Raw genomic sequence first — 19,057 nt, forward strand, 5'->3', positions numbered from 1 at the left:
GATAGCGAATAGCTGATAGCCGGTAGCCTATAGCCAATAGGATACGATCTTTATAAGCACCTTGTAAATAAGATCGGTTCCTTATTTTGAAACAATAGCAAAGGGCATTGTAAAGTTTTTTACACTTGCATGATATTCTCCCCGCCTTGCACGGGTTTCTTAACACCTTGCACGAGTTTCCCGCTGTCCTGCATAAAAATTTTCTCGTCCTGCATAAAAATATAGTGAAGCTGTATTACTTTCTTATCGTCTGCACCACTTTCTCCTGTCCTGTCGCGGGTTTCAGGGGCATAAACCTGCTTTAGGACATAATGGTAATACAAAAAGGCCTGACTAGTTAAAAAACTGTCAGGCCTGTATTTAAGCTATTGCCTTTTTTTGTTTTATTTCGTCACTACCTTTTGCTGGTATGATGAACCTCCGGCACTTACTTTAATAATGTACATCACGTAAGCTTGCGGTAAGTCAAAGGTTGTTTCTTTATCATTTAACTCTATTTGATCCACCAACTGTCCTGCCACATCATACACTTCTATCAACCTGTTCTTTTTAGCCAATACATCCTCTGTAACTTTTACAGTGGCTGTTTGGTTTGTTGAGTAGATAACAACATTTCGTTGCGAAACCTTAGTTTCTTCTGTTTCCATATCCGTAGTAACAGCAGCCTCAAACCTTAATTCAAACCTGGCATTAGCTTCAGTTGAATCTGGTGTAAAAGTATATATTGGCTCTTCTCTTAATTTAACCTCTACTTTATTTACTTTATCAACAAGATATACATCAAGCTCAGGCATAAATGCCGCTATATTTGTTGCTTTAAAAGTAAATTCGCCCATACCTTTTTCTGATACTTGATATCCCAAAGGAATTACACTCTCTTCATATTCAGGAACTGAATTTATTACTAGATCATTATTGTCTTTAATACTATAAAGATTAATAATATTTCCTCCATTCATCTTTTTCTCAGAATCGTATTTTGTTATAAGTTCTGATCCAAACTCATCACTTATCAATACAACGGTTTCATCTGTAGAAATACCATTAGAAGCCTCCATCCTAAATATATTGTTACTTTCTACCAATACACTTTTTAAACTTCCCGATGCATGTATCCGTGCTGATTTATTTATAGTAACCGATTGGTCAGAATAAGTCCGTAACCACATACACTGTCCTGGAGCAATATATCTTGAACCTCCATTTACTCCCACATTTGTTTCTCGATTATATGTATGCGTCACTTTATTATACCCATCAATATAAACAGTATTTAAAAATCCACTTAGATTAAATCCGCTGTTTTCTACATCTATATATGAAGGATAAGGATTGGCAACCTGATACCAACCGGATGAGAAATCATCAGTATAACTATCACCTTTATTTAAAGCCCCTGTATAAGAGAGCGTTTGTCCGGCATACCTGATGTTTAACGAATAACCTTCTAATGGATCAGAGAAACTGTAGTTATCTGCATACTTATTACTCAACCCTGCAACTCGATCCCATCCACTTACATATCTGTTTAAAGCATAATTACCTGATCCAAAAGACGCCTCATATTGAGCATTCGTTACACCTGAAACAGGATGTGCTATATGATACCAGGATAAGTTTGCAAAATCAGTCCAGCTATATGTTACGTTACCCTCTACTAACCCATACGTAATAATGGATGAAGGATTCGCAACTGTGTTCTGAACAAATAACTTATTGTTTGTTTTCAAACTTCCATTTACTGTTAATTTAGCTCCAGGCTTAAGCGTTAAACTGGCATCTGATGCAATAGTAAGATCATAAACCTGAGCTACAGAACCTTTAGAAATAATTGGTGCTTCACCAACATTATCTATAGTTATGATAGTTCCTGCGGTAGGAACAGAACCTGAATTCCAATTATCCCTATCAAACCAATCCGAAGTAGTACCATTCCAATCGTATGCAGGTATCGTAATAGAACCAAAAGTTACATAGTGATTGTTATTTCCGCCTGTATATCCAAAAGTCAAATCTGATTCTAAATCAACAGTACTTAGATCTATATCAACTGTGCCAACATTAACTTTAGACCACAAATCATCAGGAGACAGATCTGTCCAACGAACCACCCTAAATTCGTTATTTGGATTTACTCCACTAGATTCATCCCACCTTAACGTAAGGTTTGCGGTATTACCTGATGCAGGCGCTTCAATTCGCCAGTATTCATTATGACTGACATAAGCTACTTTTTCAGACTCAGGAGAATCAACCATATTATCGGGACTAAAACCATCATCTCCAGGATTATTATTATAATACTGAGCTTCCCAACTACCCGTAACGCTCACGTTATCAACAACCACATTCCCATATCGCCCGGCATCTCCAACAGGAAAATCAAACTTATCACCCGCACTTATTGCTTTTATTAAAGGCCCGGAGACGTAATTCAAATCTGAAGTTCCGGATACACAATTGGTTGCAGTGTTGGTTATAGTAATATTAGCACTTTCTGAAGAATATATTACACCAGATCCAAATGTCAGATTATTTGAAATCTCAATATCATTACTTAATAATAAACCAGTACTGTTGTTTAATTCTAAATTATAAAGTGTACTGGAATTACCTGTAGTGAAACCCCTAGGACCTCCAATCATCTGTTGGGCAGAACCGTTAAAATTAATCGTACAATCAGCACCGTTTTTTGACGTATAAGTACCATTATAAAATATTAAATTTTTCTTAATATTCAGTTTCTGGTTATGCTCATTAATTAATACTGGTGTGTCTGTTTCTGTTTCTTCTCCAATTATCAAATCTCCATGCAGTTGCAATTCAATATTGGGCAGTCGACGTATTCCATCACCACTAACTACAACTGTATTACATGAAGGAATTGAGCTCAAAATATCATAATCTTCACTACCATCTAAAACCCCTGTGTAACCAAACTCAATTCTTCCACTATCTGCAGCAAAAAAACCATCATATTCTCCAGCCGGCATATCGCCTCTTTCCATATATAAAGTTCCGGTTCCATACACATTCCCCAGGCGATGTCCATATGAATCCCCAACAATAAGCTTACCTCCATTATCGATTCTTGTTTCATAAGAAACTTTATAATTATCATCCATATCAACATCATGCCTGATCAATACCCTTGCTCCACGAGGGCCATTAGGTATTGTTGGTGACCACGTATCTTCATCTCCCCAACTACCATTCTTAACAGAAACATATTGTGCTACCTGATCTGGTATTGCATCATCAATTCCTGCCGTGTAATCTCCATCAATTTGGTCATTACCTCCCGCTAAAGTAAATGTCAATTCATGGGTGCTCTCATTATAATCATTACTTACAGCATTTCCATACTTATCCCAAATCCCCGAGTTCCGACTTCTTAACCTGGCTGTAATATACTGACCTGTATTGTATACTCCTGTTGTTGATTCATCATCAGCCTGAGCTTGCATCACAACCGATGCTGCAATATTACTCACACCCTCTGCATCAAGTATCCAATAGTATTGTAATACATTATCTGTTTCACCGCTACCCATAACCCCTAGTCCTTCCTGAACTGTTGGCTGATGTTCATCGGCAGCTTTTACTCTGATAGAAGCATCTTCATTTAGCGTCCCTATAGAAAAAACAACAGGTGTATATTTTCCTTGAGAACCAATTGGATAAGTGAAAGTAGTATTAGAACTAATGGCACTAAAGTACTTTTTAATCCCTGCATCGGTAAATGATATATTGGTTTGGATCATGTTGTCTTCTGAAAAGGATGATTCCTCAATTATATCTGCACCTTTCTGAATAACCAGCATGTTCTGATCAATATCCAGAATACCTTTATTCATAATTAACTCATTGGAAATAGTAACCTGATTTCCTACAGGAATCTGAACTCCTTCCTGATTATCCATTTTAAACACTGCCATTGTTGGATTTCCAAACAGGTTCTGTTGTTCTGTTCCACAAGCAACAATCCCCTTTCCATCTCCATCAACATCAGTACCAGATGATGTAACTATATCAATATACATATCTCCTTTTGCAAAAAAGCAATAACCCCCATCATTAAATGTTCCGGCTGTTAAATGTGTTTCCCGATCGACTGTTACATTATTATTAAGAACCAGTTTGCTTGAAGTATTTTTATACAAATTATAGAAATTCCCAATACCAGTTTGTGTTACAACCTGGTCTGCAGATCCTGAAAAGTATGTATTATTGTATTTGGCTGTGTAGGTTCCTGCATTAAAGTAATTACCATTTACAACTAGATCCAGTCCATTTGCATCCAACTCGGCGCCTTCGGTAATATTAAGACTCCCATTAACAGTTAAAGGAACAACATTAGATGTTAATTTAACACCTTCCATACTAGTGTTATCTATATTCAGGTCTTCCAATTCAGCCCCGGCATAAATTGTAAAGACTTTACCTTGGAATGATGTATTACCATTACCAAAATTTATAGATGTACCACTAGTCAGATTACTTGTTTCTGGATTAAAATAGAAAGTTGGCGTAGAAGCATTGGCCCTAAGATCATTTACTATAGTAAAAGTTCCTGCAGTATGAGTAAAAGAACTTCCATCATTCAAAATTTCAAAAATCCCTCTATCATCTATCCCTGCAGCATCCTGCCCAATTTCCACTTTACTTAACTCATCCTGCAAGGTAAATGAAAGAACACCTTCCAGACTAGTTTCACTACGCCGGATTTGTGAACCCACATAAAGTTGACCCCCATTGCTTACTTCTATAGCTGCACTGCCCGAAGCAGAATATACTATTGGATTGTCATCTCCACTACCCGATGCCATATCAACAATACCTCCCGATACTTTCAGCAAACCGTCCAAACTGATACCTGAATTTCCTAGGGCATTTACAGTTCCTTTTTGCACCTCCAAAGCTGCTGTCGATGGGATATAAAAATCATCATCTCCTGTAGTTAAATCCATATCTATACCACTATGGTTAACTATTAACTTACCATTTTGTAATTCTATGGCCTTTTCAACTCCTACCCCGGAAGTTGCTCCCTGAATTGAAAAGTTACAATTTAATGATAAGGCTGAGGTATTATCATTTCCTTTATCAATTACTAGTCTATATAAATCAGGATTGTTTCCTGCAAGTATATCAATACTTTCATCAGAATCTCCTTTAAAGCACAACGTAATCCTATCATTACCGGGTCCATCACATAAATTTAATCCGATTCCTGCCTTTGACTGGTTGATACTTCCAAAAACAAACAACTCATGATCCAAAGCTGAACCATTGGCATTTTGAACATAAATTTGGTTGTTTGTGTTACGAAGGAGAATATCTCCACCAACAGTTACACTTCGTTCATTTCCATTATTTTGGAAAACTAATTCCGCACCTCCCCCACTTGGAGATCCTTCTTCCGGATTAGTTATCTCAAAAAATTCCAAATTACGACCTATAGTAAAATCTCCATCTAAGTCATTATCCAAAATCACATTTGCGTTTCCTAAAATTTCAAAGTTCCCGTTGGTTACTATATCTTTATCCAGGGTAACATTAAAATTACTACTCCCCCAGCCACTATTAGCAATCATCAAGTTGGGCGAAATATCGGGCGAATTGCTAATAATCCTATCATTACTAAAGTTTTCGTAAACAATATAAGAAGAATCTTGCACAACAAATTCCTTTAAATCCATTAAAGAAAAATCCGGATCTCCAATTCTTGCCCAAATCATACCTTCCCCGCTAACCAGGTCACAGGTTAATTCCCCACTATTATTATTTATACATAAACATGGCCTAAATTGAAAATTTGATCTATATACCCGAGCCGTTGGATTTCCTGAAACATCTTCCATGGGAGTAAAGATTAACTCAGCACACGCCTCTTGGGTACCATCGATCCAAATCCCATGCGGTTCTCCTTCCCCTCCATTTCCGGTTGTGTTACCCCAAGGAACCCAACCTATTACAGCCACATCACCTTCTTTAGGGTAATCATTTACACCTGGCTGGCGGCTGTCATGATATTCATATTCATCAATTGTACCATTCCCATCCAGGTCATTCAAGCGGTCACTACGTGTCCAGGTGTTGTTAGATCTCCATCTTGCTTCCCGGGCATTGTCCCTGGAGTAAAATATTTCTACATCTCCCGTAAATCGACTATTATCTCCTGCTGTATAGTTAGCTCTGACTAATGGCAGGCCACCTCCACTTGAATCATCGTATGTTATAATATTGTTTGCATCGTCAACTCTGCCTTTGTCATGAATGTGTAATCGTGTATATGGGCTTTCACCTAATACCCTTCCCGGGTAGTAATTCTTTTCAGCATTAGTACCACCCATTACATCTGAGTCATCATATGTTAAATTATAAATAACATCAGGCATCACAGAAAACTCATCCGGACGAACCCGCCAGTAGTACTCTAAAACATTTCCAACATCATTAGTCGTTTTCAACACCTCATCAACAGGGTTAATCGTTATATAACCAGCATCATCTATGTTAGAAACAATTACTTCTGCAGGTGTGTACTTACCGCTTACTCCTATTGGGAAACCGTAAGTCCGGTTTTCATTTACAAGCAATGTTAAACCTCCGTCAGATACATTGCCTGCAGTATAAATAAACTCAGATGAACTACCATCACTTATTTCATAAGGATCATAATCATAATTCCCATTATTAATACCATTATTATAATCATCCAAATAATCTACTTTCAGGTTATACGATCCAAGGTTAAGCATTCCATTTGCAAAGAATATACGTTTAACATATACATCACTAGTAAATGCGACTGAATTCCCATTACCTGGATTTAGTTTTACGTTCCCAAATACGGCTCCACTTTCGGTATTAATTGTGCCATCTTTAAACATAACCAAAGCAAATGGATTGGTCAAACCTTCTTCATAAACTCCACATTGTCCATTTTTCTTTACCGTGTTACTGGCTCCAAACAACCTGACATTATGCGCCCCCTGATCCAATATCCCACTCTCTATAGTTATATCTCCATCAATATACACCAAATTTGCCCTATAAGGAGCATAACCATTATCAAGCTGATATTGAGCTGTTTTTTGCTCATCTCCAACAACTTTCAATGCTTTACCCTGGGATTTATTTAATACAAAATCATTAAAATGTTGCTCATAACCATTATCAGGTGTAGAAAAGCCAATATATAACTCTCCATCCTCTGTTCCATTAAACGTTGTGGTATTGGTACCATAATTATAAGTAGCTCCTTCATAAATACTAAAATTACGTCCAATGTACACATCTGCATTATTCGTGTTAAAAGTAACATCAGCAGCATTTGAATATTCAGGAAGTGAGTTAGTGTAATCAGCACCTTCTATAACAAAATCATTCAACACCTTTAAAGGTAAAGCTTCCATATCTTCTGCATCACCTCCGGTTCCGGTATAATCATAAGGACTTATCTCAATAGAAAATGTTGTACTATATGAATTCCTTAGGATCAGGTTCCAAACCGGAGCCCTAAGATTGAGTTTATATGAATTGCTGGTTCCTACATTCTGTCCAGCATCAATTATCACGGTACCTCCAGTAACATTACTGTTATCATCACTAGAGTTAACAATCATGGAAAAATCATCAGCATCACCTCCGTTTTGCTGATCATTAATAAACAGGGTTCCACCACTCATCTGAAACACATTGGTTTTAAATGGAAGGTGAAATGCTGCATATTGGTTTTGACCCGACTCATTTATTACATTCATGGTTCCTCCAGACTGAACATATGCCCCCAGATGATCATCACCCGCCCCCCAGGATGACGTTCTGATTGAATTGAAAGAGTGGATTCCCCCTTCAATTTTAAGTACTCCTCTATTACGCAATATGGCACCCAGACCTGTTACTTCGCTAAAAGTAGCATTGTCAGAACACTGTAAGGTACCATATATTGCCAAATAATTTGCCCCATCTATTTTAACCGAAGCATTTGCATACAGCCACAATCTGGCATCAGCATCAATATCCCAGGTATTATTTTCTGCTAATTCTTCAATAACAATGTTGCTACCCAATTTTAATGTTCCTGCCAACAGGCGTAATGCTTTGTTGCCATCCCTGTCGCCTCCTTCTCCATTATCGCCTGAAACATTTTCATTGTTGCGGCCAAATAAGTTGAAATTAGCCACGGCATTTGCTGACACATCCAAAATATATGTTTTATCAGTTCCTTTATCACAAGTAAGCTGATTAAAACGGGTTATTCCATTACACAGAACTGTTTGATTACGAATATCACTATTAAAAATCACCTCACAAGCACCTGTATCATCGTCATCATTATAGTCAGCACTTGTTCTATTGGTAAAAAAGGCAGTACCATTATTAACAAAATCCCCCTTCATTATTATTTGATGATATCGGTCATGATTACCTCCAAACCATGTATAAGTATCACCTGATCCTGTTCGGATTCCAGCTCCGGACTTCACAGCTACATCCCCATTTACAGTCAAGGTAATTACATCCTCCTCATCATTATCATTTATTCTAAAAGTACCTGTATTAATGTTCAAATCACCATTTAAAGTATAATCTCCCAAAACTGTCAGGATATTTCCCGAAGTCATATTCACTTCCATATTATAAAAAGTGTAATCGTTTTGTAAAGAAAAGCTACTTCCATAATACACTACGGTTCCTTCATCCTGCCCAACATCCATAAATCCTGAGGCATCAAGATATGATGGGAAATTATCCGAGGCCATTAAAACCCTACCTCCTCCGGATATCTTATCAAAGGTATGCCCCGAGGTTTGAACCAAGTCTAAACGTCCTTCAACTTCAATACTGGCACAATGCAAATTATTCAAATTCATTGTAACCGTTTTTCCGTCCTTGATCACAACTCTATCTGTAAGTTCCTGAGGGTATGTTTTATCAGGATTATTAGGCAAGGCGCCAGACGGATCTAAGGTCCAGGTTTCCCAGGAATCCCAATTGCCTGTTTTTAATGTGTACCATGTGATTCCGGGCGCTCCTTCTACCGGGCTATCGGTTTGATTATTAGTACCCAGGGTATAATACCCGTTTTGCAAATTAACATCAGTTACATCAAACACCACCTGATCGGCATCTCCAATGCTTGGGGTAGCCGTTACAACAGAATAGTTTCCTGAGGTTGACGCCCGATATAATAAAACGTAATTAGAGATATTTTGTGGGTATTCCCCACCTTCTATCCCTTCCGGTAAATCAAAAGTTATATTTGCATTGATCCCATTTACTGAAGTTTTCTCAAGCCACCAATCACTGGCCCACCTGGCTTCAACACTTCCTGAAATTTCAGTAGTAACCACCGAATTGACAATATTGCTATGAGCAAATGTAATGTATTCACTATTGTCCAAAGAATTTCCATTATCACTGATATAAAAACCAGCACTATTTGCAATAGATACAGCTCCATCTGATTCTTGTCCTATACCAGTAAAGTCTGTAAAATATGATGAATCATAACCTCCATCAACTCCAAAAATATCAGAGGAAACTGTTATTCCATATTTCTCACTTAAATAATTCTCTAACAATAAACGCTCTGCACTTTTCAATCCTTTATTGAAAATGATGACCTCGGCAATATCTCCTTTCAAGGCATTCGTATTACCTGAAGGCGTGTCATTTCCAATATTTAAATTTGAATTATAAGAACCTACAGTTGCAGTTTCTCCTCCATCTATATCACTAGAGGTTGAATTATAAAAAATTTCCAAACTCTGCTTAACTATAGGATCATAAATACCTGATAAAATATAAGTATCTGAACCAATTGTTCCGCTTCCAAGGGACTGAGCATCTGCTCCGCCATTATTTACTATCATCCTTAAATCTCCATCACTACGTATGTACATATTATAAGAACAATTCGCATTCCAGCTAGTACTTTTAGAAACTACTCCTTGAAACTCACTAGCACCGCTTGATTTCAGAACAACAAAAACCGATATTCCATTAGCAAAACCATCTAAACCAGAATTATCAGGAATAAATAAAAAATCCTTATCAAACCGAATAACCGGATAACCATTCCCTCCATCTGCAAGGTAAGTTGGTCTATAACCTGCATTCGACTGCGAGGCAACAAAACCATTAGCAGATTGGTCCACCCATTCACTCACTATATTTGATCCATCCATTGTAACTCCGGCATCAGCCTTAAGCCAAACCACCAAATCATCACTGGTACATATGCCTCCCGGACCAGTCTGGGCAACTAAACCCAAAGCACTAATAAAGAACAGTAAAACCAGAAACTGAAAACTTCTATTCATACAAATCAATCTTTATAAAATATTTGACTTACAAACATTATAATTTCAAAATTCCTACAAAAATAGATATTTTCAGAAAACAACGACACAAACACCGCCATTGTTTAACGAACACATTCCTAATGCTGATTAACTACCTAAATTAAATGACAAAAAAAACCTGACAAGTTAATGAAACCTACCAGGTTGAAATATACTATTACTTTATTATTTAACCCAATTACGCTACAAGGCTATTAACTGGTATAAAAGACATTACTTAGCCAGTACCTTTTGCTGGTAGGATGAATTATTTACTTTAACATTAATAATATACATAGTATTAGCCTGCGGAAGATCAAATACTGTTTCAACATCATTTAGTTCAAGTTGCTCAACCAACTGGCCTGCTACATTATACACCTCAATAATCCTATTCTCTTTCTGCAGTACTTCCTGGGTTACTTTTACTGTAGCTTCTTGCTTTGCTGAATAAATTACAACATTTCGTTGCGACACATCCGATCTACCCTTTTCGATATCTGTTATAACTGCAGCCTCAAACCTTAATTCAAACCTATCTGAAGACTCTGTTATTGATGAGGTAAACGGATAAACAGGATCTTCTCTTAGATCAACCTCAATACCTTCCAACTTATCAACCAGATAAACATCCACCTCCGGCATAAACCCAACAATATTTGTTGCTTTAAAGGTTAACGCCCCGGCATCTGAAACCTTATAGCCAATTGGCACAATATCAGCTGCCAATAATTCAGGAAGTGCATTGATAGCCATATTTCCAGCCTCTTTAATGCTATATATATTAACCACATCACCACCATTCATTTTCTTCTCCGAATCATATCTGGTAATCAATTCCGAACCAAACTCTGCACTATACAACACCACCGACTCATCAGTTGTAGAGCCATCAGAGACCTCCATCCTGAAAATATTGTTATCTTCAATCATAGCACTCTTCAAGCTTCCTGTAGAATGAACCCTAGTAGAGTTTGCTATTGAAATAGCATCTGCTGTAGCCGTATAGGTTCTCAGCCACATACACTGACCCGGTGCAATATATCTTGATCCACCATTAACTCCCACATTAGTTTCGATATTATAAGTATGCGTCACTTTATCGTAGCCATCAATATATATGGTCTGCAAAAAATCACCCATATCAAAACCTACTTCTTCCACATCAATATATGAAGGATATGGGTTTGCTACCTGGTACCAACCATCAGTATAAGTATTGTCCAAATAACTTGATAAAAAGTTCAATTCTCCGGAATAAGTAAGTGTTTGAGAAGCATATCTGATATTTAACGAATAGCCCTCCAGCGGGTCATTAAAAGTATATGCCCCAATATTATTCAATCCTGCAACTCTTTCCCATGCTCCGGCATTATACCTGTTCAGCGCAAAATTACTTGCTCCAAAAGAGGTATCATATTCTGAAGTAGTTACCCCGTTTACCGGATGCGCAATATGGTACCATGACAAATTCGCAAACCCGGTCCATGTATAGGTTGCATTACCACTAACCGATCCATTGGTAATAATAGATGTAGGATTAGTAACTGAATTTTGAACGGTTAACGCATTATTGGTAGCCAAGGCTCCACTCACCGTTAATTGCGAGCCAGGTTTTAAAGTTAAAGCCCCGGTTGTAATGGTAAGACTATTTACACTGGCAGCTCCACTAATTTCAGCCTCATAAGTATCTCCGGCATCAATAGTAACATCCGAACCTGCTGAAGGTACAACTCCACCTTCCCAGTTCCCGGCAGTAAACCAGTCTGAGCTAATATCTCCATCCCATTCAAAACCCACAATAGCTAATGACCCAAAAGTGAAGTAATTACCATTAGGATTATACTCATTGAACACTACATCCGCACTTGAAGCAACTGATGAACTAACATCATCAAAGCTTGCCGCCACAGAACTCCATCCATTTGCTGAGGTGTATTGAACCATCCTTGAATTGGTATCATCTGGATTCACCCCACTTAAATCATCCCACCATAGAGTAACAATGGCCTCTTCAGTATCCGGGCCTTCAGCCCGCCAGTATTCACCATGACTAACATAAGCCACATCATGCAAGGTTGATACATCGGAATAAGAGTCGTTATAATACTCAACCTCCCATATTTCAGGATCAGAACCACCACCATCGGTGTCTATTCCATCGGTATTGATTTCTATTGGCGAATACCTTGATTGATCACCTACCGGAAAGACGAAACTATCCCCATCAGCAATTTTCTTTATCATTGGTCCATCAATATAAGAAGAAGCCTTACCTGTAGCTGCTGTAATATCCTCGGCTGTTGGATTTGTTTTTGTTAGCGCCAGGCTTCCTCCGGCATCTGTATACAACACTCCTTCTGTAAGCGTTAACCTGTTTGATATTTCAATATCATTAGTTACTGATACTCCGGCAGAATTGTCAATTTCAAAATCGTAAAAATCACTTAAATTAACAGCAGTAAATGCCTTTCCTGCAGCTATATTTTGCAATGCCGATCCATTAAAGATTACTTTCCCATCGTTTGCATCAAAAGTTCCGGAGGTAAATGTAAGATCTCCTTCTATATTTAAATCCTGACCCGTATAGGCCTGAACCGTTGGTCCATTTATAATTAAATTACCTAAAACAGTTACCCCCTCTGTCTCATAATTAGGTAAAGTTTTTGTACCCGAACCTAAAAATGAAATATTATTTACAACCGAAGTCTCACTTAAAACAGAGGATGTAAAAGAACCTGCATATTCAAGTGTACCTCCGGATGCAGAACAGAAGTCGGTATATATTCCGGCAGGCAGGCTTCCTGACATAACAGATAGTGTACCTGTACCCGATACGGAACCTAACCTGTGATTTAGTGTTGTACCAACTTCCAACCTACCTGTACCTTGTATAAACGAAGCATAAGCAACACGCTCATCTGCATCCATAACAACAGTAGTTCCATCAGCTATGTAAACAATTGCTCCCCGTGGAGTATCTGTTCCGTTATCTGATGTTGCTCCCGTATCCGGATCATAATAATCCCAGGTGGCACTATTGGTCCAGTTTCCTCCGGCTCCCACTGAAATAAACGCCTTTACATCATAGTTCACCGAGGACTCTCCCGCCGTATAATCACCGTCAATTTCATCATCCGTTAAATAAACACCCGGTTCATTAAAATCTATATTCACCGTATGCAAGGTTTCATTATAATCATCAGCTTCCTGATATAAATTCACTTCAGTACCGCCCAATTCGAATCGTACACCTATAAATTGCGCCGGATCACTGGAAGCAGGCTCATCTGAAGCGTCTGCCTGCATAGTTATATCTCCCTGGAATCCTGTAATTCCATCTGCATCTAATGTCCAGTTATATTGCAATACATGATCCATGTCACTTCCTGAAATAGTGATATGTGGCTCATTTGCCGCTTTAACCCTAATGGAACCTGTTGAATTTCCATTTGCTGCAAAATCAATAGTAACCGGAGTATACAAACCAAACGAACCTACCGGATAAACAAAAGCACCACTTTGTGTATCTGAAAATACTTTTTTAATACCTGCATCCGTAAACGACAAATTAGTCTGAATCATATTGTCATCAGTAAAGTTACCTGAATAGGTCGCTCCGGCATCAAACACGGCTGTATTTGTCAATACCATAAGGTTACGGCCAATATCAAAAATACCGTCCTCCAGTTTAAGCATTTCCGTAATGGTAATAGCTGAGGATTGTGATGGCATCACCACTCCATCCCCGTTATTAATTGTTAACCTCCCGTAACTACCCGAACCAGATATATTTTGAGAACCTGTAGTGTTATTTAATACAATTCCATCTCCTGAACCACTTAATGTTATTCCATTATTAACCAAATCTCCTTTCACATTAACCACATTACCATCCGAATTCAAAGTACCCGAAGATATGGTAAGATCACCATTTACAGTTAAGTCAACACCGGAAGTTAATGTATTACCTGAGTTCAGTACAACATCATCAAAAGTATAAGAGCCTGTTCCGGATGCTTCAATATCGACTGTTTGAGCAACAATACCTGAAAAAGTAGTAGTATTAGCATCACATAATAAATCCCCATCCTTAACAGATAAGTTTCCATTTATTGTTAGATCAAGACTGTTAGCATTAAAAGAACCTGATTGAATATCTAATGTTCCATTTAAAGTAGCAGGTAATATAAGCAATTGAACCGTTGGATTATTAACTCCTTCTACCGTTAGGTTTTCCAATTCTACTTCCGTACAAACAGATATAGTATGACTGGCTGGAGTATCATCATTTCCAATAACAAAACCTGCTCCTGAATTAATAACAGAAGTTCCCGGACTCAGCTCCAAAGCAACATTACTGCTTCCATGTCCTCTTTCAATAACTATTTCAGCATTTTCAGCCTGAGAAAAAGATGAACTTCCACCAACTATTTCAAACACACCTCGTGTTGCATCTCCTGCATCAGTATCTCCTACTACTACTGTTGTATTTTCACTATTTTGACTAAAATCTATTGTTCCTACATCAGAATACAAAGACCTCCTGATCTGAGAACCAACCCTAAGTTGAGCAGTACCAGCTAATGAAATACTTGCATCACCTGATGATGAATATTCAATATAATTATTTGTTCCTCCATTATTATTCAAAACACCAGATCCTTCAATAATCAGACTACCATCAAGCCAAATCCCTTTATTATTACCAGTTACATTTAATGTAGTACCATCATCAACCCTTAAGATTGTACCTGATGGAATATCAAAATCATACCCTCCTGAAGATATTGTAACTGAGCCTGAATTTTCAAGGTGACACTCTCCTGAAATAAGGTTTAATGGTTTATCTGCCTCATCAGCATCCGCTAATAGTTCAATAGCCCCATTAATATATACAACATCACTAAGTGATGATTTATTAATTACAACTTCACTAAAGTCTAAATCTGCACCAGCTGAATTATCTACTGTTGAGTTTTCATCTCCTACAAAATGCAATTCAACCGGCTTATTAATGTCACTATATAAATCCACAACCGAACTGGCCGACAACAATATATCATTATACAAATTTAATATTGAGACATTTGCATTTCCACTTCCATCCCGAACCTTAACCTCATTTGTACCTGCTCCACTCAAGTCAATTGATCCATACACTGTAATTTGGTGAGAATTACCATTATTTATTTCAAATAATCCACCGTTAGAAACGATCAAATCTTCTTGAATTATCAAATCATCAGCATCATTTGTTCTAAGAGAGCCATCTCCATCTACTGTAAGGTCTTTTCTAACCAAAACATCTATACCATCAGGAAGAAGCTTCTGACTGGAACTGGTTCCTGTTATAAGTAAATTAGGATACACACTAAATGTTGAAGGAATATCAATATCAGTTGCCCCATAATACTCAAATGTAGCAAGATCTGAATTCATAAACTCGTAATAGTCTGCCGTAGGTATATTTTCAGAAGCAATACTGAATGTTCCATCTCCCTTAACAATATTAAATGAATGGCCTGTTGTTGTACCTACATCTAATTTACCTCCATCCTGAATATCTAATGAACCTACAGTAATACTATTACCGTCCATCGTTACAGTATGACCATCCCTAATTTCAACAAATTCATATGATTCCGGCACACTTCCTCCGCTCCAAACCGTAGCTGCATCTGCAGTCCAATCTCCTGAACCAACTGTATATACTGTTGTTACATTTTTAAAGCCATTATTCTCTCCTGCTGTAAAATCACCTGTGGCAAAACCGCCTATTAGTCCCTCTTCAAAAGTAAGCGGAGAATTTGCATTTGCATCCATAGCCCATGTTGTTCCCAAATAATAATATTCTTTACCATAACTTGTAAAACTATTATCGTAATAAAAGTCATACTGAACATCACCTATAATACCAGAAAGACTTTCTGCGATAGTTTTCCAATAAATTGCCATTACATCGATATTCTTTCCTGTTTCGTGAGTTGGGTGTTCTTGTGCAACAGGAGCTACTGTAAGATATCCATTAACAGGAACAATATCTCCTGTTATTGTAACTATGCAATTTGTATACTCCCCCGGTGTACCAACCGGATAGAGAATCTCATCATTTGTTGTATAATCCGCTTCCAATTTTAATCTTAATCCCCTTGCTCCATGGCCTCCTGAAGCCTGAATCATTTTTGATGAACTAAATCCACTACCGGAAATTGAACCAGAATTAACAGTGAGTCTATAATCTCCAATACTTAAAACTCCATTTGTTAATGTAAAATCCTCCATTTCAACATCTGTAGCAATTGAAATACCATTAGAGTTATCCTGCTCTATGTACCCCATTGAAGGATTATAAATAGCAGAACCTCTTATAACCTGAGAGCCCGACCCATCATTTAAAACAATCAAACCTGGAGAAACCTCTGTATCCAAAATATCACCATCTAAAACTGTCAAATCACCCTGAACATCAACTTCAAAACCACTAAGATCAAATTGTCCTTTATATATGGTTAAACTATCTGATACATTGACCGGATGATCTCCGGTAAAACTATCTGCAGTTATACTTAAGCCATAAGTATTCTCATCCTTATCAATCACCAACTTATTAAAGTTAACAACGGACGAAACAGTTGTATTTACAATACTACTATTTTGAGATCCATTAAAAATTGTAGCATTTGTTCCTGGTGTATATGTTCCACTGTTTGTAAAATCGCCACCTATGCTTAAATTATAATTCGCCGTGTTTATGGTAGCATTTGCATTAATTGTTACATCCCCCAGAATAGAAATTTCTGACTCAAATACCACGTTAGTACCGGACACATCAGCAAGTACTTCCAAATTACCCAATGGCGCCGTACTTGCCACATAAAAGTCTGCACCACCACCACTCACTCTATTCAAACGAATAGTACCACCTGTAACATTATAATTACCTTCAGCGGATTCAATTTCTATTGCTCTATCGGGACCACCAACATCATTACCGTCCTGGATTTCCAGAGTACCCCCGGTCATACTAAATACATTATCGCTACCTTTAATACTAAAAGTTGCAGATGTATTTTCAATGCCATCACTATTTATTTCACCATACATAGTAACACTACCTCCTGATTGAAGATAAGAATACCTTCCTGTAGATGTTCCGGCACTTCTTAATCCGGGAGTGGTGATTACCCCTCCTTCAATCTGTACAATAGCATTACCATCGTTCCATGCCACTAATCCATGCGATTTTGTATCCAGTGTACCTTCTGTAATCCTCAACTTCCCTTTAACCGTAAACGACTGGGAACCTGAATTATTTGTATTCACCCCGGTACCGGTAATACCACCAACTGTTGTTTCAGCATTACTCCTTGCTGTAGAATATACGGTAACTCCCGAACTATTTAACCACAACTGAGCCGTAGTAGGTATTTCAAAGTCAGATCCACCCTCTGTTAGCGAAGGGATAAACATATTACCGCTTAGCTTAAGCGTACCATTTTGCAGGTATAACGATTTATTGGCAGCTCCACTAACATTGGTTTCACAGTATAGTCGAAAATACTCTTCGCTTAATGCAGAAAGACTTACGGTATAGGTCTGATCCGTACCTTTATTAATAATTAAACGGTATAAATCAGTAGTATTATTACACGTTAACGAGTTGTCAGACGATCCGGCCATGGTCAACAATAAAGCTCCGGTAGAAGTAGGGCTTCCATAATCTGGCTGGGATTGATTGGTAAATTTTACAGTACCACTATTAAAAAAATCGCCATAACAAGTAAGATTATGAAACGCATTGTAGTCTCCAACTTCAAAATATGCATTTGTTCCTTCAACACTAACATTTCCCAACACATCAACACTCCTTGAAGTGGTTGAATTACCAACATCCAGTTTCCCTGATTTAATGGTCAGGTTTCCATTTATTGTATAATCAGCCCCCAAAGTCACAGTTTGTCCTGCGGTAAGATTTACTTCCAGATTGTAAAATGTTTTATCTGTAGTTAAGGAATAAGTATTCCCATACAGTTTGACAGTTCCTTCGCCCTCTCCTTCTGTAACAAAATCAGAATCATCACCAATTGCCGGAAAATTCCCTGAGGCCAGAGACAGTACTCCATTCCCCATTAACGTATTAAAAGTATGCCCGGTAGAAGTTGCCAAATCAATTTCTCCATAAATTGTGACGTTGCTGCACTCCAGATTTAAAGCATCCGGAACCGTAACTTTTCTTGCACTGGGAATAACTATATTGTCCCAGGCTGCAGGAACCCCACCTCCTGTAGGTATTATTACGGCTGCCGCAGGATCCTGCGTCCAGTTTGTTGCCACATTCCAATCCCCGTTATTTTTAAGATACCAGGTTGTTTGCGCCTGTACAGTTGTTCCCATTACCAAAAGGAACACAAACAACAAGAAGAAGTATATATTTCTCATAACTAATAATTTTTCGTAAAGTAATAACGCCCAATAATAATTGTTACATCTATGAGGTTTCTGTCCACAAAAATAGGCAGACATTAGATTTGTACGTATATTTTCAAAAGGGTTTCACTTTTTTGACCAATAATTAGGGCTTTTAATCAAATAAATCAACTTTTTTATAGAATACTTTAACACCTTAGTCAAACTTCTATATTTTATTGGATTTTTTTAACTATTAGCATTATTCTTCGGTATTTTTAATGACAATTAGC

General features: G+C 37.7%; 2 protein-coding genes. Both read right to left on the minus strand.

The window, feature by feature from the left end:
• Positions 1 to 383 precede the first annotated feature (383 nt).
• Positions 384 to 10,334, minus strand: a complete 9,951-nt coding sequence (locus tag OM074_RS10075) for a T9SS type A sorting domain-containing protein (RefSeq protein ID WP_301199346.1) — start codon at positions 10,332 to 10,334, stop codon at positions 384 to 386.
• A gap of 255 nt (positions 10,335 to 10,589) precedes the next feature.
• Positions 10,590 to 18,797, minus strand: coding sequence for a DUF8693 domain-containing protein (locus tag OM074_RS10080; protein ID WP_301199347.1), 8,208 nt, complete (start codon positions 18,795 to 18,797; stop codon positions 10,590 to 10,592).
• Between the last annotated feature and the right edge of the window lie 260 nt (positions 18,798 to 19,057).

This window comes from Plebeiibacterium marinum (assembly GCF_026013615.1).
Taxonomy (GTDB): domain Bacteria; phylum Bacteroidota; class Bacteroidia; order Bacteroidales; family Marinilabiliaceae; genus Saccharicrinis; species Saccharicrinis marinus_A.